Raw genomic sequence first — 22,211 nt, forward strand, 5'->3', positions numbered from 1 at the left:
AGGCCGAGGGCCCGCCTCCCCCACGGAGGCGGGCCCTCGGCCGTTTCGCGCGACAGGCGGTCAGACGGTGGTGACGACCTCGTCGTAGGCCAGGCGCGGGCCGCGCGGGAACCACGCGTCCTCGGCGGCCGGCTTGCCGATGTTCACCACGAGCAGCACCGAGTGGTCGCCCTCGGGGAAGAACTCCTTGTTGATGCCCTCGGCGTCGAAGCCGGTCATCGGGCCGGCGGCCAGGCCCGCGGCGCGCACGCCGACCAGGAAGTAGGCGGCCTGCAGGGCGCCGTTCAGGCGGGCCGAGCCCTCGCGCACCGAGCGCTCGCTGAAGAACGCGTCCTTGGCGCCCGGGAAGGCCGGGAACTGGGTCGGCAGCTCCTCGTGGAACTCGTTGTCGGCGACCAGGATGGCGGTCAGCGGGGCGGCCGAGGTCTTGGCCTTGTTGCCGTCCATCAGGTGGCCGACCAGGAGCTCGCGGGCCTCGGGGGTGCGGACCAGGACGACGCGCAGCGGCTGCTGGTTGAACGCGGTCGGGGCGTACTTGACCAGGTCGTAGATCGCCTGGATCTGCTCGTCGGAGACCGGCTCGTCGGTGAACGCGCTGACCGTGTGGGCCTCGCGGAAGAGCAGGTCCTGGGCGGCGGCGTCGAGGGCGAGGGTCTCGTTGGTGCTCATGCTGCGGTGCCTCCGGGGTTCGGGCTCGGTGCGGGCGCGGCTGCCGCGTCCACCGGGATCGAACGTGGGTGAATTTTCAACGATTCCCGGGAGGCGGTGTGGCGTGCGCCACACTTCGAGCGCCTACTCGCCCTCGGCGGCACCGGCCGGGGCCTCCTCGGCGGCCAGTGCGGCGTCCAGCCGGGCCCGGGCGCCGTCCAGCCAGCGCTGGCAGACCTTGGCAAGCTCCTCGCCGCGCTCCCAGAGTGCCAGCGACTCCTCCAGCCCGGTGCCGCCCGCCTCCAGCCGCCGCACCACGTCCAGCAGGGCGTCGCGGGCCTCCTCGTAGCCCAGCTCCGCGCTGGTCCCTGCGGTGGTCTTCGCGTCCTCGTCAGCCATGGGGCCAGGGTAGGGGGTGGACCCGACAAACCCGGTGCGGCCGGGGCCGGCCGGCCCTAGGGTGCGGTCCATGATCATCGTGCGACAGGGGACCGCGCAGGACGCGCCCGAGCTGGTCAGGCTGCGGCTGCTGATGTTCGAGGCGATGCAGGGGGAGGCCCGGCCCGGGCCCTGGGAGCGGACGGCCGAGCGGGTGCTGCGCGAGCGGCTGGGCGGGCCGGAGACCACCATGGGCGTCTTCGTGGTGGACGACCCGGCCGCGCCCGGCCGGCTGGCCGCCTGCGCGGTCGGCACCCTGGAGCAGCGGCTGCCCGCCCCCGGGCACCCGGAGGGGCTGTTCGGCTTCGTCTTCAACATCTGCACCGACCCGGCCTCCCGCCGGCGCGGCTACGCCAGGGCCTGCACCGAGGCGCTGCTGGCCTGGTTCGACGAGCGCGGGGCCTCCCGGGTGGACCTGCACGCCACGGCCGACGGGCAGGCGCTCTACCGGAGCCTGGGCTTCACCGAGCACTCGGTGCCGCTCTCCCGCAAGCGCGGCGGAAGCGGGAGCTGACCCGCCCTCAGCCCTGCTCGGGCAGCCGCGCCACCGTCACCTCGAAGCCGCCGCCCGCCACCCGGGCGTGCAGCGCCTCGCCCGGGGCCAGCACCGAAGGGTCCGTCAGCACGTGCCCGTCGGCCCGCTGCAGCACCGCGTAGCCGCGCTCCAGGGTGGCGGCGGGGGAGAGCGCCAGCACCCGCTCGGCCAGGTGGCCCAGGTCGGACTCGGCCCGGTCCAGCCGGTGCCCCAGGGTCCGCCGGGCCCGCTCCGCCAGCGCCGTCAGCTCCGCCGAGCGCTCGTCCAGCAGCCGGTGCGGGGCGGCCAGCACCGGTCGGCTGCGCACCCCGGCCAGGCCGGACAGCTCCCGCCGCACCAGGTCGGTGACGGTGCGCCGGGCCCGGTCGCGCAGCTGCCGGACCCGGGCCTGCTCCTCGCCCACGTCCGGCACCACCCGCTTGGCGGCGTCGGTCGGGGTGGCCGCCCGCAGGTCGGCGACGAAGTCCAGCAGCGGCTGGTCCGGCTCGTGGCCGATCGCGCTGACCACCGGGGTGCGCAGCTCGGCGACGGTGCGGCAGAGCTGCTCGTCGGAGAACGGCAGCAGGTCCTCCACGCTGCCGCCGCCGCGGGTCACCACGATCACGTCCACCTCGGGGTGCCCGTCCAGCTCGCGCACCGCCCGGGCCACCTGGGCGGCCGCCTGCGGGCCCTGCACCGGCACGTTGCGCACCTCGAAGCGGACCGCCGGCCAGCGCCGCCGGGCCACCTCCAGCACGTCCCGCTCGGCCGCCGAGGCCCGGCCGGTGACCAGGCCCACGCACTGCGGCAGGAACGGCAGCGGGCGCTTGCGCTCGGCGTCGAACAGGCCCTCGGCGGCCAGCCGGCGCTTCAGCTGCTCCAGCCGGGCCAGCAGCTCGCCCAGCCCGACCAGCCGGATCTCGGCGGCCCGCAGCGAGAGGGTGCCGCGGCCCGCGTACCACTCCGGCTTCGCGTGCACGATCACCCGGGAGCCCTCGTGCAGGGTGTCGGCCAGCGGCTCGATCACCGAGCGGAAGCAGGTGACGACCAGGGAGACGTCCTGCTCCGGGTCGCGCAGGGTCAGGAACTGCATCCCCGGGCGGCGGCTGAGCTGGGTGATCTGGCCCTCCACCCAGACCGCGCCGAGCCGGTCGATCCAGCCGCCGATCAGCTGGGAGACCTTGCCGACCGGAATCGGGGCTTCGGGTGAGCTGGGGTTGGCCATGCGTACGAGGCTAGCGCCGACGCCGGACAGCGCCCCCCGGCCGTCCGGGCGCCACCGGCCCCGCGCCCTGCAGCCAAAGCACCGCCAGCCCGACCAGCAGCCAGAGCGCCCCCGCCAGCTGCGCCGCGTGGCTCGCCCGCCAGATCACCGCCACCAGCACCGCGATCCCCACCACCGGCAGCAGTACGTGGCGCAGCCGGTCCCGGGAGCGGTTGCGCACCGCGTACCAGCCGATCACCGAGGCGTGCAGCAGCACGAAGGCGGTCAGCGCGCCGATGTCCACCACCGAGGTCAGCTGGTCCAGCCCGTTGCTGCGCGCGGCCGCCCAGCCGGCCGCGCCCAGCGTGACCAGGGCCGCCAGCAGCAGCGCCCGGCGGGGCACGCCCGAGTCCGGGTCCACCAGGGCGAGCTGGCGCGGCAGCCGCCCCTGCCGGCCCATCGCGAAGAGCAGCCGCCCGGCCGCCGCCTGCCCGGCCAGCGCGGCGAAGGCCGCCCCGATCGCCTTGGAGGCGGCGACCAGGGTGTGCAGCCAGTGCCCGACCGAGCCCTCCACCGTGTCGTAGAAGGCCGAGCCCTGCGCCTCGGGGCGCGCGGCGAGTTCGGCGGGCGTGAGCGGTTCCAGGAGCGCCGCCAGGTACGTCTGTGCGACGAAGAGCACTCCCGCGAGCACCAGGCAGATCGCCAGCGCCCGGGCCACCGCCGCCGAGGCGCCGACCGCCTCCTCGACGAAGGAGGCGATGGCGTCGAAGCCGAGGTAGGAGAGCACCGCCACGCTCACCGCCCCGAGCACCGCGCCGATGGAACTCCCTCCGTGTCCACCGGCGCCGATCCCGGTCAGCGGTGAGAGGGCCGGCCGGACCGCCCCGTGCCGGGCCAGCTGCACCACCGCGGCCGCCACGAAGACCGCCAGCACCGCCAGCTCCATCGCCAGCACCGCGAACCCGACCACCGCCGCGGTGCGCACCCCGGCCAGGTTGAGCGCGGTGGTGAGCAGCACCGCCAGCACCGTCCAGGCCCACCGCGACACTCCCGGGACCAGCGCGTGCAGCGCGATCCCGGAGAAGAGGTAGGCCACCGCCGGGATCAGCAGGTAGTCGAGCATCGCCATCCACCCGGCCGTGAACCCGGCCGCCTCGCCCAGCCCGGCCCGTGCGTAGGCGAAGACCGAGCCGGTCTGCGGCACCGCGCGCACCATCTGGGCATAGGAGAAGGCGGTCAGGCCCATCGCCGCGGTGGCGGCCAGGTAGACCGCGGCCACCGCGCCGTGACTCTTGGCGTCCAGCACCCCGAAGATTCCGACCGGGGCCATCGGCGCGATGAACAGCAGGCCGTAGACCACCAGGTCGCGCAGGCCCAGGCTGCGGCGCAGGGGGGCGCCGGAGGCGGTTCGCACGGTCACGGATCCGATTGCACCACCTGATGCCCCGTCAGCGCGGCAGGCCGCCGGTTCCCGGCGCGGCTCACCGGGCCGCTATGGCACCCGTAGCATAGGAGCCATGTCGACCACCGCTCAGCGCCGCGTCCTGCTCGCCGCCCCCCGGGGCTACTGCGCGGGCGTGGACCGTGCCGTCATCGCCGTGGAGAAGGCCCTGGAGCAGTACGGGGCGCCGATCTACGTCCGCAAGCAGATCGTCCACAACAAGTTCGTCGTGCAGACCCTGGAGAAGCAGGGCGCGATCTTCGTCGACGAGACGGAGGAGGTGCCCGAGGGCTCGATCGTGGTCTTCTCGGCGCACGGCGTGGCCCCCTCGGTGCACGACGAGGCGAAGGCGGGCAAGCTCGCCACCATCGACGCCACCTGCCCCCTGGTCACCAAGGTGCACAAGGAGGCGGTCCGGTTCGCCGACGAGGACTACGACATCCTGCTGGTCGGCCACGAGGGCCACGAGGAGGTGGTCGGCACCATGGGCGAGGCCCCGGACCGGATCCACCTGGTGGACGGCGCCGAGGACGTGGCCAACGTCAAGGTGCGCGACGAGTCCAAGGTCGTCTGGCTCTCCCAGACCACCCTCTCGGTGGACGAGACCATGGCCACCGTCGGCGAGCTGAAGCAGCGCTTCCCGCTGCTGGTCTCGCCGCCCAGCGACGACATCTGCTACGCCACCCAGAACCGCCAGGTGGTGGTCAAGCAGATCGCCCCGGAGACCGACCTGCTGATCGTGGTCGGCTCCAAGAACTCCTCCAACTCGGTCCGGCTGGTCGAGGTCGGCCTGGAGCACGGCGCCAAGGCCGCCCACCTGGTGGACTTCGCCGAGGAGCTGGACGAGGCCTGGCTGGACGGCGTCGCCACGGTCGGCCTGACCTCCGGCGCCTCGGTGCCGGAGATCCTGGTCCAGGGCGTGCTGGAGTGGCTGGCCGAGCGCGACTTCGGCGCGGTGGAGACGGTGCGCACCGCCGAGGAGACGCTGACCTTCTCGCTGCCCAAGGAGCTGCGCCGCGATCTGCGTGCCGAGGCCGCCGGCAAGCTCGCCGACTGACGCACCGGTTCTGACGCGCTGACGCGCTTGAGCTGCTTCCGCCCGGCTCCTCACCTACCGTGAGGAGCCGGGACTCGAGCGATCGACGAGGAGTAGCGAACGTGACCACACCCCAGGGCGCAGCACCTTCGGTCTTCGGCGTGGACATCGGCGGATCGGGCATCAAGGGCGCACCGGTGGACGTGCTCGCCGGCGCGCTGGCGCAGCCCCGACACAAGGTGCTCACCCCGCACCCGGCCGAGCCGGCCGCGGTGGCCGCGGCCGTGCGCGAGGTGGTCGAGCACTTCGGACACCGGGGGCCGGTCGGGCTGACCTTCCCCGGAGTGGTGGTGGACGGGCACACCAGGACCGCCGCCAACGTGGACCAGGGCTGGCTGGAGCTGGACGCCGCCGGGCTCTTCCGGGAGGCGCTGGACTCTCCGGTGGTGGTGCTCAACGACGCCGACGCGGCCGGGCTGGCCGAGCTCACCCACGGCGCCGGGCGGGGCCAGCGCGGCACGGTGCTGGTGCTCACCTTCGGCACCGGGATCGGCAGCGCGCTCTTCGCCGACGGCGTGCTGGTGCCCAACACCGAGCTGGGCCACCTGGAGCTGCGCGGCAAGGACGCCGAGCACCGGGCCTCCTCGGCGGCCCGCGACCGGCACCAGCTGAGCTGGGCGGACTGGGCGGTCCGGGTCGACGAGTACCTGGACCTGGTGGAGCGGCTCTTCTGGCCGCAGCTGATCATCATCGGCGGCGGGGTCAGCCGCAAGCACGACAAGTTCCTGCCGCTGCTCAAGGAGCGGGCCGCCCGGGTGGTGCCGGCCGAGCTGCGCAACGACGCCGGGATCGTCGGCGCCGCGATGGCGGCGGCCGCGGACTGACCGCGACCGGCCGCCGCGCCGGGGTCAGCCCCGGGTGCGGCGGATCCGGCGCTGGGCGACGAACCGGGCCAGCACGATCAGCACGGCCAGCCCGGTGCCGCCGAACAGCCAGCCGGCCCGGCTCGCCAGGCCGCTGCAGAGCGCCAGCACCTGCCCGATCACCCCGGGCACCTGTACCGGGGCGAGCAGGCCGATCGCCACCGCGAAGGCGATCGGCCCGCTGATCGGCGCGGCCGGCAGATCGGCCAGCCGGACCCGGACCGCCGCCTGGAAGCAGACGAAGACGAAGCCCAGGCCGAACAGCACCCCGAGGCCGCCGAAGAGCAGCTGGTCCAGGAAGCCGATGGCCAGGGTGGCGACCACGGCGAACAGGCCGGTGCCGATCCCGGTCAGCCGGGTCGGCGGCCCGGTCCGCCGGCCGCCGGCCTGCACCCGGCGGCGCAGTCGGGCCAGCACGACCGGGCCGCCGCCGGCCGGGCGCAGTCGGGTGGGCCGGGCGGTGACGGCGTCGCGGGGCGCGGCCGGGCCCGGTACGGAGGCCTCGCGCGCGCCGTCGGCGGCGGCCGGCCGGCGGGGGCGTGGCCCGGGGGGCTGGGTACGGATGCTCTGCTCCACACGCCCAACGTACGGTCCGATTAACATCACCATGGGTAATGAATCGTCAAGTTTCGTCCGTGTCCTGCCCACCGGCCTGCCGGCGGGGGTGCCCGCGGCTCCGGCTCCGAGTGTTCCGGGCGGGCCCGTAGACTTGGCAGTCGGCCCGTACGGTGCCGTTCCACGACCTCCAAGCCCACGGGATCTCGCTTCATGTCGCTCACGATCGGAATCGTCGGTCTGCCCAACGTCGGGAAGTCGACCCTGTTCAACGCCCTGACCAAGAACGACGTCCTGGCGGCCAACTACCCGTTCGCCACCATCGAGCCCAACGTCGGCGTGGTCGGCGTCCCGGACCCGCGGCTGGCCGTGCTCGCCAAGATCTTCCGTTCGGAGCGCATCCTGCCGGCCACCGTCGACTTCGTGGACATCGCGGGCATCGTCCGCGGCGCCTCCGAGGGCGAGGGCCTGGGCAACAAGTTCCTCGCCAACATCCGCGAGTCGGACGCGATCTGCCAGGTGATCCGGGCCTTCCAGGACCCGGACGTGGTGCACGTGGACGGCAAGGTCTCGCCCAAGGACGACATCGAGACCATCAACACCGAGCTGATCCTGGCCGACCTGCAGTCCATCGAGAAGGTGCTGCCCCGGCTGCAGAAGGAGGCCCGGCTCAAGAAGGACACCGCCGCCACCCTGGCCGCCGCCGAGGCCGCCCAGAAGGTGCTGGAGTCCGGCAAGACCCTCTTCGAGACCGGCTTCGACGCGACCCCGATCCGCGAGCTGCACCTGCTCACCACCAAGCCCTTCCTCTACGTCTTCAACGTGGACGAGGACGAGCTGGTGAACGAGGACTTCAAGGACGAGCTGCGCGCCCTGGTCGCCCCCGCCGAGGCGATCTTCCTCAACGCCAAGATCGAGTCCGAGCTGATCGGCATGGACGATGACGAGGCCCTGGAGCTGCTCCAGTCCATGGGCCAGGAGGAGCCCGGCATGGCCACCCTCGGCCGCGTCGGCTTCGCCACCCTGGGCCTGCAGACCTACCTCACGGCCGGCCCCAAGGAGGTCCGCGCCTGGACCATCAAGAAGGGCGCCACCGCCCCGGAGGCCGCGGGCGTCATCCACACCGACTTCCAGCGCGGCTTCATCAAGGCCGAGATCGTCTCCTTCGACGACCTGGTCGACTGCGGCTCCATCCCCGAGGCCCGCGCCAAGGGCAAGTCCCGCATCGAGGGCAAGGAGTACGTGATGCAGGACGGGGACGTGGTGGAGTTCCGCTTCAACGTGTGATCATCGCTTTACTGCGCGCTAGGTGATTCGTCAAGCATGCAGGTCGGAAGGGGTTGGCTCCTATGGGAGTCGACCCCTTCGTCATCACGGTGCTGGACGGGTGCTGGATGTCCTGACGCTGGATCAGGCGGTATCAGGCGCTGTAAACGGTGGAGCGATGCCCGACGTGCACGACCCACACCACCAGTTCCCCGTTGTCGATCGTGTAGACGACCCGGTAGTCGCCGACTCGCAGGCGCCGGCGTTCGGGCTGCGACACGAGCGCGGTGGTGTTGAGGCCGAGGGGATCGCTCTCCAACTCGGTCAGCTTGGCCAGGATGCGCAGCGCAATGTCGCGGGGAATCCTCCGAAGCTCCGCCTGGGCCTCAGGTCGGAATACCGTTCGGTACTCACTCACTGCGGGCCAGGGTCTCCCTCATGATGTCCTCGATCGGGATACCGGGGGCCGGGTTCGCCATTCGTTCATCGATGATCCGGTTGATCTCGCGCTCTTCCCATTCCTGGTACTTGCGCAGTACCTCGATGGAGACGACGGCGGCGACCTCCTTGCCTCGGCGTGTGATCACCGTGGGCACATCGTCCCGATCGGCTCGCTCCACGACCTCGGCCAGGTGCGCGCGCACATCCCGGATGGACTCGATGGGCAGTGGCTGCGTCATGCACTCAAGCGTACCGAGTGTTCCATGTGTACACAACGCTCCGCGTCATGGAGGCATGACTGCGGTCGCACAGCCCCGCACTGAAGGTTCCGCTTCAAACCCGCCATCGAGATCGTCTCCAGGCACGGAAATGCCGTGCTCGTCTCTGCCGAGGACTACGCCGCCCTGCGTCTGATGCCGGCCGGGTGCCGAGTGAGGCTGGTCTTCGAAGAGCAGGGCTGGGGGGCTACACGTCCTGGCTCAAGAGCGATCGCAGGATGCTCGCTCGGATCAACAAGCTCCTCGAGGAGGTCCTCCACGACCCGTTCACCGGGATCGGCAAACCCGAGCCGCTGAAGTACCACCTGCCCGGGGCTTGGTCGCGGAGGATCGACGACGAGCATCGTCTCGTCTACCTGGTCACGGATCAGGAGATCATCATCCTGGCGGCCCGCTACCACTACTGATGACCGGTGTGGCCGCAGGGGCTGGATAGCGGTCTTCCTGGCCCTCCTCAGCCGTTCCGGCGCGGGGTGAGGCTGTCGAGGTCGAGGCTGATGTCGAAGGGCACCGGGCGGCGCAGACTGCCGCGGAAGATGCCGGCGGGGGCGTAGGCGCCGGTGGGGCGGTCCAGCTCGTAGACGTGGACGGCGGGCGCCCCGTCCTCGTCCTCGATGCACCAGTAGTGCGGGATGCCGGCCTCCGCGTACTTGCGCAGCTTCACCGTGCGGTCGCGGTGGGCCGACTCCGGGGAGACGACCTCGACGACGAGCAGGACGTCGGCCGGTGCGAACCAGGTGCGGTCGTCGTCGTACGGGGCGGTGGTCACCAGGAGGTCCGGCTCGGGGCGGTTGCGGGCGTCGAGGCGGATCGTCATCTCGCGTTCGACCTCCAGGTCGGCGGGCACCTGCGCCATGAGTTCGGTGGTCAGGGCGGTGACGAGGCGGCCGTGCCAGGACCGCTGGGGCGACATCATGAAGACGAGGGCTCCGTCGATGAGCTCGGTGTGGCGCGGTGCCTCGGGGAGGCGGTCCAGGTCCTCCGCGAACCAGCCTTCGATGCGGGGCGGGCGCATCCAGTCGGGCAGTGCGGTCATGAGGTCAACCCTAGCGATCGAGGCGTGGCACCGGGGGCAGTTCCGCCCCCAGCAGCTCCCGCAGTGCCGCCACCGCCCCCGGGAACGCCGCGTCCCGCGGGGTGCCGTAGCCGAGCACCAGCCCCTGCGGATCGCCGGGCGCCGGCTGGTGGCGGTGCTCGGTCAGGGTGCCGAAGGTCAGCCCGCGGGCGGCCGCGCGCTGCAGCAGGACGGACTCCGGCGGGGCGCCCGGTGGCAGCGGGAGCAGCACGTGCTGGCCGGCCGCGATGCCCTCCACGGGGTGGTCGGCGAGGGCCGTGAGCAGCAGGTCGCGGCGGCGGCGGTAGCGGGCGCGGCTGGTCCGGACGTGGCGGTCGTAGGCGTGCGAGGTGAGCAGTTCGGCGAGGGTGAGCTGGCCCAGGGCCTCGGTCTGGAAGTCGGCGTACCGCTTGGCCCGGATCATCGGCTCGACCAGCCGGCTCGGCAGGACCAGCCAGGCCAGCCGGACGGCGGGGGCGAGGGTCTTGGCGGCCGTGCCGGCGTAGACCACCTGGTCGGGGGCGGTGCCCTGGAGCGCGCCGACGGGCTGGCGGTCGTAGCGGAACTCGCCGTCGTAGTCGTCCTCGAGCAGCACCGCGCCGGCCGCGCGGGCCCAGGCGACCAGCGCGCGGCGGCGTTCGGCGTGCAGGGTGACGCCGGTGGGGTACTGGTGGGCGGGCGTGAGCACGGCGGCGGCGATGCCCGTGGTGGGCAGCGCGGACGGGTCGGCGCCCGAGGCGTCCACCGGCAGCGGGACGATCTCGCGGCCCGCGTGCCGGACCGCCTCGCGGTGGAAGGGCAGCCCCGGGTCCTCCATCGCGAAGGCGCCCGGCGGCAGCACCCGGGCCAGCAGGCCGAGCGCCTGGACGTAGCCGGAGGCGATCAGGATCCGGCCGGGTGCCGCGTCCGCCCCGCGGACCCGGCCGAGGTAGTCGGCGAGCGCGGCGCGCAGCTCCGGGCGGCCGCGCGGGTCGCCGTAGCCGAAGGCCGCGGGCGGGGCGTCGGCGAGCGCCCGGCGGGCGGCGCGCAGCCAGGCGGCGACCGGGAAGGAGCCCACGTCGGGGGTGCCGGGCCGCAGGTCGTGCCGGGGGCGGGCGGGTTCGCCGCGGCCCGCCCGCCGTTCCGGCCGGGCCACGTCGGCGACCCGGGTGCCGGAGCCGTGCCGGGCGATCAGGTAGCCCTCGGCGGCCAGCTGCTCGTAAGCGGCGGTGACGGTCCCCCGGGAGAGGCCCAGCTCGCCGGCCAGCGCCCGGGTGGCGGGCAGCGGGGTGCCGGTGGCCAGCCGCCCGGACCGGACCGCCTCGCGAAGCGAGCGCTCCAGCGCGGCCCGGGCGCCCTCGCCGGCGGCCTTCCCGGCGGACAGGTCGAGGTGGAGGTCCACTCCGAAAGTGGTCCAATCATTCGTCATGGGAATGGACCTTATCGTCGGTCCACTGGGCTCGTAGGGTCATAGCCATGACGACGAACGAGAACCTGAAGAACACCGACAAGCCCCAGCTCACCGTCCGGGTGGCGGCCGACAAGCTGGCCCCGGCGGCGATGCGGGCGATGTCCGCGCTGGACAAGGCGACGGCGGGCAGCGACCTGGAGGCCGGGCTGAAGGAGCTGGTCCGGGCCCGGGCCTCGCAGATCAACGGCTGCGCCTACTGCGTGGACACCCACAGCGCGGACGCGCTGGCCGGCGGCGAGGACCAGCGGCGGCTCCTGCTGCTGCCGGTCTGGCGGGAGACCGGCCTGTTCACCGCCCGGGAGCGGGCCGCCCTGGCGCTCACCGAGGCGGTGACCCGGCTCTCCGAGGGCCCGGTGACGGAGGAGGTCTGGGCGGCCGCGGCCGAGCGGTTCGAGGAGACCGAGCTGGCCGAGCTGGTCTGGCTGATCACCACGATCAACGCCTGGAACCGGGTCAGCGTGGCGAGCCAGGCCTGGCCCGTCAACGAGTAGCCGGCGGCTCGCCGAGCAGTTCGGCGAGCACGGCGGTGTGCCGGGCCCGCGGGTCCTTGTTGGCGGTGAGCAGGGTGAGCACCGGGTGGCCGCGCAGCGCCGCCAGGTGCTCGCGGGCCCCCTCGGTGTCCAGCTCGGCGCGGTAGCGGCGGGCGAACTCGGACTCCCGGGTGTCGGGGGCCTCGTGCAGCCAGTGCCGGAGTTCGTTCGAGGGAGCCAGGTCCTTGGCCCACTCGTCGAGTTCCGCCCGCTCCCTGGCCATGCCGCGCGGCCAGAGCCGGTCGGCCAGCACCCGGTAGCCGTCCCCGGACCCGGGCGGGTCGTAGACGCGGCGCAGGCGGATCTCGGGGTGGGCCATGGACCTCAGTCTGGCCCGACGGGGGCTCAGAAGCCGACCAGCACCGCGCCGGCGGCCCCGGGGGTGACCCGGACGGCGGTCAGGTCGGGCACGTGCACGGTGGGGTGGTGGGCCGCGGCGCGGGGGCCGACGCCCACCACCCGCATGCCCGCGGCCAGTCCGGCCTGGATGCCCGCCTCGGAGTCCTCGAAGACCAGGCAGTCGGCCGGGTCGACGCCCAGGGCGGCGGCCGCCTTCAGGAAGCCCTCCGGGTCGGGCTTGCTGGCGCCCACCAGCTCGGCGGTGACGGCCGATTCCGGGTAGCGCAGGCCGGCGGCGGCCATCCGGACCCGGGAGAGCGCCGAGTCGGCGGAGGTGACCAGGGCGTGCGGCAGCCCCTCGATCGCGGCCAGGAAGGCGGCGGCGCCGGGGACCGGGACGATGCCCTCGGTGTCGGCGGTCTCCTCGGCGAGCATCGCCCGGTTCTCCGCGAGGTTCTGCTCCAACGGCCGCTCGGGCAGCAGTATCGCCATCGAGAGGTGGCCCTGGCGGCCGTGCACCACGCTCATCACGTGGTCGCCGTCCAGCCCCTGGGCGGCGGCCCAGCGGCGCCAGCAGCGCTCCACCACGGCATCGGAGTTGACCAGAGTCCCGTCCATGTCCAACAGCAGGGCGCGGACGGAGAGCTGGTTGGCGGTCATGCGGCGACTCCCGAAGCGGTGAGGGGCGGTGAGGGGTGCTGGCGATTATGTATCTCTAGGATACAAAAAGGTGCCGGTTCACCTCACGGGCCTCCCCGGCCAGCTCCGGCAGCTCGGCCACGTCGACCCCGCCCGCCCGCAGCAGGTCGACGCCCTCGCAGGCGGTGACGAACAGGTCCGGCTCCCGCCAGGCCACCACCACCCGGGCCACCCCGGCGGCCAGCAGCAGCTCGGCGCACGGGTGCGGCCGGGAGGCGCGCCGGCTGCACGGCTCCAGGGTGCTGTAGACGGTGGCGGTGCGCAGCCGCGGGTCGCCGGCCGGCAGCTTGGCCAGTGCGGCCTCCTCGGCGTGCACCACCGGGTCGCCGCCCTCCCGGCTGAAGCCCTCGCTCAGCACCGTGCCGTCGGCGCCGACCACCACCGCGCCGACCGAGAAGGCGTGCGCGGCGGGCGGGCACTGCCGGGACAGCTCGATCGCGCGCCGCATGAAGGCGCGGTCGGCGGCGTCGGGGGTCATGCGGTCTCCTTGGGGGCGTACCGGAGCAGGACGACATCCCCGACGGTACGTGCTTCCAGCAGCCGCAGGCGCCGGGTGCTCCCGCCGGGGAAGTCGGCGGGGTTGACGAACCGCGGCGCCGCGGCCTGCCCGACCAGCAGCGGGGCGACCGCCAGCTGCAGCTCGTCGGCCAGGCCCTCGGCGAGGAACTGGGTGTGCACCGAGCTGCCGCCCTCCACCATCAGCCGCCGCACCCCGCGCCGCCCGAGGTCGTCGAGCAGGGCGCCGAGGTGCACGGCGGGCCCGAGCGCGACCACCTCGGCCAGCCCGTCCAGCGCCGGGCGCAGCCGGGCGGCGCCGTGGTCGGTGCTGTAGACCAGCCGGTCGCCGCCGGTGTGCCAGAACTTCAACGCGGGATCGAGGTCGCCGCCGGCGCTCAGGGTCACCTTGAGCGGGTAGGCGGGCCGGCCGGCGGCCTGCCGGTCGGCCCGCCGGCCGGGGTCGTTCACCAGCAGCCGCGGGTTGTCGCGGCGCAGCGTGGTGGAGCCGACCAGGACGGCGTCGGAGTCGGCGCGCAGCTGGTCCACCCGGTCGAAGTCGGCCGGGTTGGAGAGCAGCAGGCGCTCCGGGGAGGCGTCGTCCAGGTAGCCGTCGATGGACATGGCGGCGCTGAGGGTCACGTGCGGGCGCTGGATCACAGCGCTCAGCCTAGGGTCTGCCCCTCCGGCCGCGGCGGCAGCGGCAGCGGGAGCCCGGGCAGGCCGTCCACGCTGCTGCCGACGTACTCCTTCCGGGCGCAGTACTCGGCGAACTCCGGCTCGCTCTTGCGGCCGAAGTACTCGGAGTGCAGCGTGCGCTCCTCGCGGTAGTCCATGAACGGCACCGCGAAGCCGCAGGAGTCGCTGACCCGCTCGGCCCGGACCAGCACGATCGCGCGCAGCCCGCCGCCGTCCGCCGAGGGGTCGAAGCGGTCGAGCAGCCCGGCGAACCGCGGGTCGTCGCGGAACACCGCCTCGCCGCGGCCGTGCACCCGCACCACGGTGGGCGGGCCGGTGAAGGCGCACCACATCAGCGTGATCCGCCCGTTCTCCCGCAGATGGGCGATGGTCTCGGCGTGGCTGCCGCCGAAGTCGAGGTAGGCCAGGGTCAGTTCGTCCAGCACCACCAGGGTGCCGGACCGGCCCTTGGGGGACAGGTTGATGTGGCCGTCGCCGGCCAGCGGGGCGGTCGCGGTGAAGAAGACCGGCTGGGACTCGATGAACGAGCGCAGCCGGCCGTCTATCCGTTCATAGGTCTTTCCCATGTCGTCAGCATACCACCGTCTCATCTGGCGAGAAAGAGTTTCTTGATGGGTGAGACGGTGGCTAGGGTCGGAGCATGGCGAATTCGATGACGAATCCTCAGAACCCGTCGGCCGTCTACACCCACGGCCACACCGACGGCGTGCTGCGCTCCCACCGCAGCCGGACCGCGGCCAACTCGGCGGCCTACCTGCTGCCCGAGCTGCGGGCCGGGCAGCGGCTGCTCGACGTCGGCTGCGGACCGGGCACGATCACCGCCGACCTGGCCGAACTGGTCGGCCCCGAGGGGCGGGTGGCCGCGATCGACACCTCCGCCGAGGTGCTGGCCGAGGCGGCCCGGTGCGCGGCCGCCCGGGGGATCGGGAACATCGCCTTCGAGGTCGCCGACGTCTTCCAGCTGCCCTACCCGGACGGCGAGTTCGACGTGGTGCACGCCCACCAGGTGCTGCAGCACCTGGGCGACCCGGTGGCCGCGCTGCGCGAGATGCGCCGGGTGCTGGCCCCCGGCGGGGTGCTGGCGGTCCGCGACGCGGACTACCGGGCGATGGCCTGGTATCCCGAACTGCCCGAGCTGGAGCGCTGGATGGAGATCTACCAGCAGTCCACCCGGATCAACGGCGGGGAGCCGAACGCCGGGCGGCGGCTGCTGGCCTGGGCCCGGGCGGCCGGCTTCACCGAGCTGACCGCGAGCAGCGCCACCTGGACCTACGCGAGCCCGGGCGAGCGCCTGTGGTGGGGCGAGTCCTGGGCCGACCGCACCACCGGCTCCGGGCTGGCCCGCACGGCGCTGGCGGAGGGCCTGGCCGACGAGGCCGGACTGGCCGCCATCGCGGACGCCTGGCGGCGCTGGTCGGTGGAGCCGGACGGCTGGTTCGCGGTGCTGCACGGGGAACTGCTGGCCCGCGGCTGACGGGCGCCCGGCGCGGCTCGGACACCGGCCGTGTCCGAGCCGCGCCGTCGAGTAACAACGGTATTCCGCAAGCGATCTGACGAACTATCAGGAAGCTCCGGGGAAGTGCCGCCGAACCGGTCGAAGGCCTGCCCGGCACACGCCGTTCGCGGTCGACCCGGCTGGGACCTTGCGCCGGGACGCTTGCCGGTACACCCTTGCGATAGTCGTACGTAAGGCGCTCGACCCGGTGTCAACCGGGCGAACCGCGATGCCCTGGCCCGATCAGGTCCGCCCGTCGCGGGGCCGCCGCGCGAACGTCGGACGGGGGACTACGGGGGCAGGTGCGCCACACGGCAGGCCGCGATCGGCGGTCGGCCGGGTACGGGTCAAGCGGGTCGGCGGCAGCAGCCGCGGACTCCCCTTACATGCCGTTCACCGGACCGACCGGGTCCGTGACGGCGCCGAAACCTCGTCCGTACGTCCCGTTAGCGGGCCGTCCCTAGGCTCCACAGGGCCGGCCGACCCGTGCGGGCCCGACTCGACCCCCACCGAGCCGGGCCCGTACGGAGCGCCCCTCTCCGGGCCCGCGCATTCTCATATGTCTTAACCCCCCGGACCGCGCTGGTCCACCCGCCGCCCTCCACCACCCCCTAGGCTGCTGCGGCATGGAGAATCGGATCGTGGTCGGCGGTGCCCTCATCCACCAGGGTCGGGTGCTCGCCGCGAGGCGCAGTGCCCCGGCCGCCGTGGCCGGGCGGTGGGAGTTCCCGGGCGGCAAGACCGAGCCCGGCGAGACGCAGCAGCAGGCGCTGGAGCGCGAGCTGTTCGAGGAGTTGGGCGTCCGGGCCCGGGCGATCGGCCGGCTGCCGGGGGAGTGGCCGATCCGGGCCGGCCTGGTGCTGCGGATCTGGTCGGCCGAGCTGCTGGAGGGCGAGCCGGAGCCGCTGGAGGACCACTCGGAGCTGCGCTGGCTCGGGCCTGACGAGCTGTCGGCGGTCGACTGGCTGGAGCACGACCGCGAAGTCCTCCCCGAGGTGGCCCGGCTGCTCACCGCCTGCTGACGCCCCGTCCGCCCCGTCCTCCTCGTTCATCCCCGGGTCACCCGAGTGCCGTCGGGTAGTACGGTTTTCGCCAGGGTATGTCACAGTTCGAGGTGAACCGTGACGTTTGGTGAGGCAGCACGCTTGGAGGCCCGGTCGGTGACCAGCACGGGGAGCGGCGGTCGGTCACGGGCCGGTCGCGGCCGGACGGGCGGCGCCGCCGCCCGGGCCCGGCTGCGCGGTCGCGGCCCTGCCGAGGACGGGGAGCGCCGCCCGGTCCGGTCCGAGCAGCGGGCCGACCCCGTGCCGGCCTCGCTGCGCGGCGGCCCCGCCGAGCCCTTCCCGCGCGGCGCCCCCGCGGTCGGCGAGCTGATCGGCGAGCACACCCAGGGCAGCCTCTTCGACATGGTCACGGTGGCCATCGCGATGCTGGACACCGCGGGCCGGGTGGTGCTCTGGAGCCCGGCCGCCGAGGAGCTGCTGGGCTGGCCCAGCGAGGTGCTGGTGGGCCGCCGGATCGAGGAGCTGATGCAGGACCAGGACCTGGTCGCGCGGACCCGGGAGGCCTTCACCCGGGCACTGCGCACCGGCAGCTGGAAGGGCCTGACGGCGCTGCACCACCGGGACGGCCCGCTGGTCCGGGTGGACGCCCGGATCTCGCTGCTGGTGGACGGCGACGGCACCCCGTTCCTGCTGGTCGCGCTCGCCGAGTCGGGCCGGGTGCAGGCGGTGGAGCGCGACCTGGCGGTGCGCGACGCGCTCTTCGAGCAGTCCGCCCTCGGCATCGCGGTGCTGGACACCGAGCTGCGCTACACCGCCGTCAACCAGACGCTGGCGGAGATGAACGGCGTGCCGGTCGCCGAGCACGTGGGCCGGACCACCGGCGAGACCCTGCCGGACCGGGCCGCCGACGAGGTCACCGTGATCCAGCGCCAGGTGCTGGCCACCGGTGAGCCGGTGATCGACGTGACCCTGGCCTCCCCGCTGACCGCCCGCTCCGGCGGCTACCGCTCGATCTCCTACAGCCGGCTGACCGACCGGGCCGGCCGGGTGCTGGGCATCTCCGGCACCGTGATGGACGTGACCGAGCGCTACCGGGCGGTGGCCAAGGTGGAGCACGCCCGCCGCCGGCTGGCGCTGCTCAACGAGTTCGGCTCCCGGATCGGCGACCTCTTGGACGCCGGCCGGATCGCCCAGGAGCTGGCCGGCGCGGCGGTGCCCCGGCTGGCCGACTTCGCCGCCTCGATCCTGCTGCAGGCGGTGGCGCACGGCGACGACCTGCCCAAGCACGGCCACGACCGCCGCACCTCGCTGCTGCAGCTCGGGGTGGCGGCCGACCGGGACGGCCCGGAGGTGGAGGTGATGCTCCGCCGGGGCGCCCGGGTCACCTTCGCCGAGGACTCCTGCTTCGGCCGGGTGCTGCGCACCGGCGTGCCCGAACTGCTCTCCGGCGCCGAGGAGCTGGAGGAGGCCACCTATCCGGGCGACCCCAAGATGCGGGCCGCGCTGGCGCTCGGCACCCACTCGGTGCTGGTGGTGCCGCTGCGCGCCCGGGGCATCGTGATCGGCCTGCTGGTGCTCAGCCGGGCCGGCCGCCGGGAGGGCTTCGACCGGGACGACCTGGCCTTCTCGGTGGAGCTGGCGGACCGGGCCGGCAGCTCGCTGGACAACGCCCGGCTCTACGTCCGGGAGCGGACCGCCGCGCTCACCCTGCAGCGCACCCTGCTGCCGCAGCAGGTGCCGCAGCCGACCGGGGTGGAGGTGGCCTACCGGTACGTGCCGGGCAGCAGCGGCACCGAGGTGGGCGGCGACTGGTTCGACGTCATCCCGCTGCCCGGCGACCGGACCGCGCTGGTGGTCGGCGACGTGATGGGCCACGGCCTGCGGGCGGCCGCCACCATGGGCCGGCTGCGCACCGCGGTGCGGGTGCTGGCCGCCCTGGACCTGCCGCCGGACGTGCTGCTGCGGCACGTCCACGAGCTGGCCGACGACCTGGCCCAGGGCCCGGACGAGGCGCTGCTGGCGACCTGCATCTACGCCGTCTACGACCCCGCCACGGCCCGGCTGACGATGGCCAAGGCGGGCCACATCCCGCCGGTGCTGGTGAGCCCGGAGCGGCCCGGCCCGGCCCGCTCCGGCGGCCCGCTGCCGGGCGGCCGCGGGCAGGTGCTGGAGCTGCCCTCGGGGGCGCCGCTGGGGGTCGGCGGGGTGGCCTTCGAATCAATGGAGCTGGCGGTCCCGGAGGGCAGCGTGCTGGCGCTCTGCACCGACGGCCTGGTGGAGTCCCGGGACAAGGACCTGGACGTGGGCCTGGGCCGGCTGCAGTCGGTGCTGGAGAAGCCCTACCCGTCCATCCAGCACGCCTGCGAGGCGGTGCTGGACACCATGGAGCAGGGCCGCGAGCCGGACGACGTGGCGCTGCTGCTGGCCCGGCTGGGCCGCGGCGAGGAGGGCGCCCGGACGGTCGGCTGGACGCTGCCCGCCGAGCCCACCGCGGTCTCCCGGGCCCGCCGGCTGGTCCGCGGCGCGCTGCGGGACTGGTCGGTCGCCGAGCTGACCGACACCGTCGAACTGTTGGTCAGCGAGCTGGTGACCAACGCGGTGCGGTACGCCAGCGCGCCGATCGGGGTCCGGCTGACGCTGGCCGGGGTGCTGCTGGTGGAGATCTCCGACCCGCTGCCGGATCCGCCCCGGGAGCGGCACGCGGCCGAGGGCGACGAGGGCGGCCGGGGCCTGGAGCTGGTCCGGCGGCTGGCACTGCGCTGGGGCGCCCGGGCCGAGGGAATGGGCAAAGTTGTCTGGTTCGAGCAGGAATTGCCGGGGAAGGAAGCGGACCGGGAATGAACCGAGCGGATTGTTCGATCAAATTTTCGAATACTGCCCCCTTGTCCATGACAATGGAGGACCGGGCGCACGGAAGCGGACCGGGGGCGCGGGTGTGGCAGGCTGGTGGCGCGGGACCCCGGACAAAAACCTTCGCCCGATTTGATGTTGTGACGTCGGGGGCGTGTGCGGCCGCCCCCGGATGATGAATACTCGGTTCTCTCGACATCCGGATGGTCGCGGGTTGGAGGGGTCGGTCCTTGAACAGCATGCCGGCGCGGGAAGCGCTGACTGGCAGCAGCGGCCATGCCGCGGTGCCCGGACAGCCGGGCGCACCCGTCCCGACACCGCCTCCTCCCAGTCCGGTGCAACAGGCGCGCTGGGGTGACATCGACCCCGGCTCGATCTACGAGTACATCCGGGTCGCCACCTTCGCGGTCGGCCCCGACGGCCTGATCAGCCAGTGGAGCGAGCGGGCCGCCGAGTTCTTCGCGCTGCCCGCCGCCGAGGCGCTGGGCACCGACCCGGTCACCGCCCTGGTGCCCCGCGAGCACTGGCAGTGCGGCCGGGCCCGGCTGGAGCGCACGCTGGCCGGCGAGGAGTGGATCGGCACCACGTCCTACCGGGACCCGGACGGCGGCGAGAGCCTGGCCGAGATCTACCTGATGCCGGCCGCCGGCGGCCGGGGCGCGGGGGCCGGCGGCGCCCTCTGCCTCGCCGTGGACCTCGGCAAGCTGCGCCGGATCGAGACCGATCTGGCCGCTTCGGCGGCGGTTTTCGGCCAGACTCCGAGCGGCTTCTTCCTCTTCGACCCCGAGCTGCGGCTGCAGCGGGTCAACCGGGCCTTCGCCGAGGCCGTCGGCCTGCCCGCCGACCGGCTGGCCGGCCGGACCGCGCACGACCTCTTCGTACCGGCCGAGGCCGACCGGCTGCAGGCCGCGCTGCGGCAGGTGCTGGCCAGCGGCGACCCGGTGGTGGACCTGCGGTTCAGCGGCGGCCTGCCCTCGCGCGGCGGCGAGCGCCGCTGGGCGATCTCGCTCTACCGGCTGACCGGCCCCGGCGAGCGCCCGATCGGCGTGGCCGGCCAGGTCAACGACGTGACCAGCCGGCTGGTCGCCGAGCGCGAGGCCGCCGGGGTGCGGCGCAACCTGGCCCTGGTCAACGAGGCCAGCGCGCACATCGGCTCCACCCTGGACCTGGAGACCACCGCCAAGGAGCTGCTGGACGTGGTGGTCCCGCAGTTCTGCGACCTGGCCACGGTGGACCTCTACTCGGCACTGCTCTCCGGCGAGAGCGGCCCGGCGCTGTCCGGCACGGTCGGCGGCGCCCCCTACGACGGCAGCGGCGAGCTGCGCCGGGTCGCCGTCTCCAGCGTGGTCGGCGACGCCGCCGCCGTGCTCGGCACCGACACCGCCGCCTACGGCGAGCTGGGCTACGGCTCCCGGCTGGCCGCCGCCGAGGCCGGTGGCATGCTCTGCTACCCGCCGCGCTCGCCGCACGCCCGGGCGCTGCGCACCGGCCGCTCGGCGATCCCCGACCCCGGCCCGGACCCGCTGCTGCGCTCCACCCTGGTGGTCCCGCTGGTGGCCCGGAACGTGGTGCTCGGCCTGGTCCAGCTCTCCCGGGCGATCGGCAGCGAGCCGTTCGACGCCCGGGACGTGGCGATCGCCGAGGAGATCGCCGCCCGGGCCGCGGTCTGCGTGGACAACGCCCGGCTCTACCGTCGCGAGCACGAGCGGGCGCTGATCCTGCAGCGCAGCCTGCTGCCCCCGGGCAACCCGGAGGCCAGCGGCCTGGAGATCGCCTGCCGCTACCGCCCGAGCAGCAACAACACCGAGGTCGGCGGCGACTGGTTCGACGTCATCCCGCTGCCCGGCAACCGCACCGCCCTGGTGATCGGCGACGTGATGGGCCGCGGCCTGCGCGCCGCGGTGGCGATGGGCCAGCTGCGCACCGCCGTGCGGACCCTGGCGATGCTCGACGTGGAGCCGGCCGAGGTGCTGGGCGCGCTGGACGACATCGCCCGCGGCCTCGGCGACCCCGGGCCCGGCCCGCTGCCGGGCTACGGGCGCCCGGAGCGGCCGGTGGACGAGGAGGCCGTCGAGGTCTACCTGGCCACCTGCATCTACGCGGTCTTCGACGCGGTCACCCGCCGATGTACCTTCGCCAACGCCGGCCACCTGCCCCCGGTGCTGCTCAGCCCCGGCGAGCCGGCCCGGATGCTGGACGTGCCGCCCGGACTGCCGCTGGGCGTGGGCGGCGAGCCGTTCGAGGAGGTCACCTTCGACCTGCCGGACGGCGCCCTGCTCGGCCTCTACACCGACGGCCTGGTGGAGTCCCGCAAGCATCAGCTGGACGAGGGCCTGCTGGCCTTCCGGCTGGCCCTGCAGAACGGCGGCCCGGTCCTGGAGACGCTCTGCGACCAGGTGCTCAGCGAGCTGGACCCGCACCACGGCGAGGACGACATCGCGCTGCTGATGGCCCGGGTCCGGGCCTTCCCGGAGGACGCGGTCGGCGACTGGAAGCTGCCGCCGGAGCCCACCTCGGTCGCCAAGGCCCGCGAGCTGGCCTGCGGCTGGCTGCTGGTGCGGGGCATGGAGGAGCTGGTCGACACCACCGAGCTGCTGGTCAGCGAGCTGGTGACGAACGCGCTGCGGCACGGCCGGGGCGAGATCCGGCTGCGGCTGCTGAAGGACACCGCGATGGTCTGCGAGGTCTGGGACGACGGCTACGCCCAGCCCCGCCAGCGCCGCGCCCAGGAGACCGACGAGGGCGGCCGCGGCCTCCAGCTGGTCAGCCTGCTGGCCGAACGCTGGGGCAGCCGCCGCACCCCGCACGGGAAGATCGTCTGGTTCGAGCTCAACCTGTGAGAGAACCGGGCC

At 73.9% G+C, this 22,211-nt stretch carries 23 protein-coding genes and 2 pseudogenes; 11 read left to right on the forward strand and 14 right to left on the reverse strand.

The genetic code is table 11. The features are described 5' to 3' along the window. Positions 1-60 precede the first annotated feature (60 nt). Together ACFYNO_RS20530 and ACFYNO_RS20535 are read right to left on the reverse strand one after the other, a co-directional pair. On the reverse strand, positions 61-669 hold the full coding sequence (locus ACFYNO_RS20530) for a malonic semialdehyde reductase (protein ID WP_388013957.1): 609 nt from the start codon (positions 667-669) through the stop codon (positions 61-63). A 123-nt stretch (positions 670-792) separates the two neighbouring features. Then, positions 793-1,047, reverse strand: a complete 255-nt coding sequence (locus ACFYNO_RS20535; RefSeq protein ID WP_388013960.1) for an exodeoxyribonuclease VII small subunit — start codon at positions 1,045-1,047, stop codon at positions 793-795. 70 nt (positions 1,048-1,117) lie between these two features. Here ACFYNO_RS20535 and ACFYNO_RS20540 point away from each other — a divergent pair, with 70 nt between their 5' ends. Next, a complete protein-coding gene (locus tag ACFYNO_RS20540; protein WP_388013963.1) occupies positions 1,118-1,600 on the forward strand; it encodes a GNAT family N-acetyltransferase in 483 nt (160 codons plus the stop codon). Between the two features lie 7 nt (positions 1,601-1,607). On the opposite strand, the gene xseA is transcribed toward ACFYNO_RS20540, so the two are convergent. Both xseA and ACFYNO_RS20550 read right to left on the reverse strand, forming a co-directional pair. Next, positions 1,608-2,825, reverse strand: a complete 1,218-nt coding sequence (gene xseA / locus ACFYNO_RS20545; protein WP_388013966.1) for an exodeoxyribonuclease VII large subunit — start codon at positions 2,823-2,825, stop codon at positions 1,608-1,610. 10 nt (positions 2,826-2,835) lie between these two features. Continuing rightward, positions 2,836-4,233: an APC family permease gene (locus ACFYNO_RS20550; protein WP_388014057.1), complete on the reverse strand. Its 1,398-nt coding sequence runs from the start codon at positions 4,231-4,233 to the stop codon at positions 2,836-2,838. 88 nt (positions 4,234-4,321) lie between these two features. Here ACFYNO_RS20550 and ACFYNO_RS20555 point away from each other — a divergent pair, with 88 nt between their 5' ends. Next, a complete protein-coding gene (locus ACFYNO_RS20555) occupies positions 4,322-5,302 on the forward strand; it encodes a 4-hydroxy-3-methylbut-2-enyl diphosphate reductase (protein ID WP_388013969.1) in 981 nt (326 codons plus the stop codon). Between the two features lie 101 nt (positions 5,303-5,403). Next, positions 5,404-6,165 carry a polyphosphate--glucose phosphotransferase gene (gene ppgK / locus ACFYNO_RS20560; protein WP_388013972.1) on the forward strand — a complete coding sequence of 254 codons (762 nt, stop codon included), beginning with the start codon at positions 5,404-5,406 and terminating at the stop codon, positions 6,163-6,165. Positions 6,166-6,189: 24 nt separating this feature from the next. Here the strand turns inward: ppgK and ACFYNO_RS20565 are convergent, their stop codons facing one another. Further along, positions 6,190-6,780 carry a DUF6542 domain-containing protein gene (locus ACFYNO_RS20565; RefSeq protein ID WP_388013975.1) on the reverse strand — a complete coding sequence of 197 codons (591 nt, stop codon included), beginning with the start codon at positions 6,778-6,780 and terminating at the stop codon, positions 6,190-6,192. Positions 6,781-6,972: 192 nt separating this feature from the next. Between ACFYNO_RS20565 and ychF the strand changes: the two genes are divergently transcribed. After that, the gene (gene ychF / locus ACFYNO_RS20570; RefSeq protein ID WP_388013978.1) at positions 6,973-8,046 is read left to right on the forward strand and encodes a redox-regulated ATPase YchF; all 1,074 of its coding nucleotides are present in this window, start codon (positions 6,973-6,975) and stop codon (positions 8,044-8,046) included. A gap of 133 nt (positions 8,047-8,179) precedes the next feature. Here ychF and ACFYNO_RS20575 read toward each other — a convergent pair whose 3' ends face one another. Together ACFYNO_RS20575 and ACFYNO_RS20580 are read right to left on the reverse strand one after the other, a co-directional pair. Next, on the reverse strand, positions 8,180-8,443 hold the full coding sequence (locus ACFYNO_RS20575) for a type II toxin-antitoxin system RelE/ParE family toxin (protein ID WP_388013981.1): 264 nt from the start codon (positions 8,441-8,443) through the stop codon (positions 8,180-8,182). Continuing rightward, positions 8,436-8,705: a type II toxin-antitoxin system Phd/YefM family antitoxin gene (locus tag ACFYNO_RS20580; RefSeq protein WP_007266282.1), complete on the reverse strand. Its 270-nt coding sequence runs from the start codon at positions 8,703-8,705 to the stop codon at positions 8,436-8,438. Before ACFYNO_RS20580 ends, ACFYNO_RS20575 begins: the two co-directional genes overlap by 8 nt. A 102-nt stretch (positions 8,706-8,807) precedes the next feature. Here ACFYNO_RS20580 and ACFYNO_RS20585 point away from each other — a divergent pair. Beyond that, positions 8,808-8,876, forward strand: a pseudogene (locus tag ACFYNO_RS20585) (type II toxin-antitoxin system prevent-host-death family antitoxin); the annotation flags it as partial. 21 nt (positions 8,877-8,897) lie between these two features. Beyond that, positions 8,898-9,151 (forward strand): annotated as a pseudogene (locus ACFYNO_RS20590) (Txe/YoeB family addiction module toxin). Between the two features lie 47 nt (positions 9,152-9,198). Here ACFYNO_RS20590 and ACFYNO_RS20595 read toward each other — a convergent pair. Both ACFYNO_RS20595 and ACFYNO_RS20600 read right to left on the reverse strand, forming a co-directional pair. Next, positions 9,199-9,780 (reverse strand): Uma2 family endonuclease, encoded by a 582-nt coding sequence (locus tag ACFYNO_RS20595; protein ID WP_388013986.1) that lies wholly within the window; start codon positions 9,778-9,780, stop codon positions 9,199-9,201. Positions 9,781-9,790: 10 nt separating this feature from the next. Beyond that, the gene (locus ACFYNO_RS20600; RefSeq protein ID WP_388013989.1) at positions 9,791-11,206 is read right to left on the reverse strand and encodes a PLP-dependent aminotransferase family protein; all 1,416 of its coding nucleotides are present in this window, start codon (positions 11,204-11,206) and stop codon (positions 9,791-9,793) included. A gap of 47 nt (positions 11,207-11,253) precedes the next feature. Between ACFYNO_RS20600 and ACFYNO_RS20605 the strand changes: the two genes are divergently transcribed. Further along, on the forward strand, positions 11,254-11,739 hold the full coding sequence (locus tag ACFYNO_RS20605; RefSeq protein WP_388013992.1) for a carboxymuconolactone decarboxylase family protein: 486 nt from the start codon (positions 11,254-11,256) through the stop codon (positions 11,737-11,739). Here ACFYNO_RS20605 and ACFYNO_RS20610 read toward each other — a convergent pair. From ACFYNO_RS20610 to ACFYNO_RS20630, 5 genes are read right to left on the reverse strand one after another with little or no spacing between them, the layout of a single operon-like run. Continuing rightward, positions 11,729-12,097, reverse strand: coding sequence for a DUF488 domain-containing protein (locus ACFYNO_RS20610; protein WP_388013994.1), 369 nt, complete (start codon positions 12,095-12,097; stop codon positions 11,729-11,731). The genes ACFYNO_RS20605 and ACFYNO_RS20610 overlap by 11 nt on opposite strands. Positions 12,098-12,123: 26 nt before the next feature. Continuing rightward, a complete protein-coding gene (locus tag ACFYNO_RS20615) occupies positions 12,124-12,777 on the reverse strand; it encodes an HAD-IA family hydrolase (RefSeq protein ID WP_388013997.1) in 654 nt (217 codons plus the stop codon). A 55-nt stretch (positions 12,778-12,832) separates the two neighbouring features. Further along, positions 12,833-13,294: a deaminase gene (locus ACFYNO_RS20620; RefSeq protein WP_388014000.1), complete on the reverse strand. Its 462-nt coding sequence runs from the start codon at positions 13,292-13,294 to the stop codon at positions 12,833-12,835. Beyond that, positions 13,291-13,971: a RibD family protein gene (locus ACFYNO_RS20625; RefSeq protein ID WP_388014003.1), complete on the reverse strand. Its 681-nt coding sequence runs from the start codon at positions 13,969-13,971 to the stop codon at positions 13,291-13,293. Before ACFYNO_RS20625 ends, ACFYNO_RS20620 begins: the two co-directional genes overlap by 4 nt. Positions 13,972-13,976: 5 nt before the next feature. Further along, complete coding sequence (locus ACFYNO_RS20630) at positions 13,977-14,576, reverse strand: pyridoxamine 5'-phosphate oxidase family protein (protein ID WP_388014006.1); 600 nt, start codon at positions 14,574-14,576, stop codon at positions 13,977-13,979. Positions 14,577-14,662: 86 nt separating this feature from the next. Here ACFYNO_RS20630 and ACFYNO_RS20635 point away from each other — a divergent pair, with 86 nt between their 5' ends. The 4 genes from ACFYNO_RS20635 (at position 14,663) to ACFYNO_RS20650 (ending at position 22,199) form a co-directional block, all read left to right on the forward strand. Beyond that, the gene (locus ACFYNO_RS20635) at positions 14,663-15,484 is read left to right on the forward strand and encodes a methyltransferase domain-containing protein (protein ID WP_388014009.1); all 822 of its coding nucleotides are present in this window, start codon (positions 14,663-14,665) and stop codon (positions 15,482-15,484) included. Positions 15,485-16,131: 647 nt separating this feature from the next. Then, the gene (locus ACFYNO_RS20640) at positions 16,132-16,527 is read left to right on the forward strand and encodes a (deoxy)nucleoside triphosphate pyrophosphohydrolase (protein WP_388014012.1); all 396 of its coding nucleotides are present in this window, start codon (positions 16,132-16,134) and stop codon (positions 16,525-16,527) included. A 138-nt stretch (positions 16,528-16,665) separates the two neighbouring features. Beyond that, a complete protein-coding gene (locus ACFYNO_RS20645) occupies positions 16,666-19,350 on the forward strand; it encodes a SpoIIE family protein phosphatase (protein WP_388014015.1) in 2,685 nt (894 codons plus the stop codon). A 248-nt stretch (positions 19,351-19,598) separates the two neighbouring features. Continuing rightward, a complete protein-coding gene (locus tag ACFYNO_RS20650; protein ID WP_388014060.1) occupies positions 19,599-22,199 on the forward strand; it encodes a SpoIIE family protein phosphatase in 2,601 nt (866 codons plus the stop codon). Positions 22,200-22,211: the final 12 nt, after the last annotated feature.

The organism is Kitasatospora sp. NPDC006697, assembly GCF_042869935.1.
Classification (GTDB): Bacteria; Actinomycetota; Actinomycetes; order Streptomycetales; family Streptomycetaceae; genus Kitasatospora.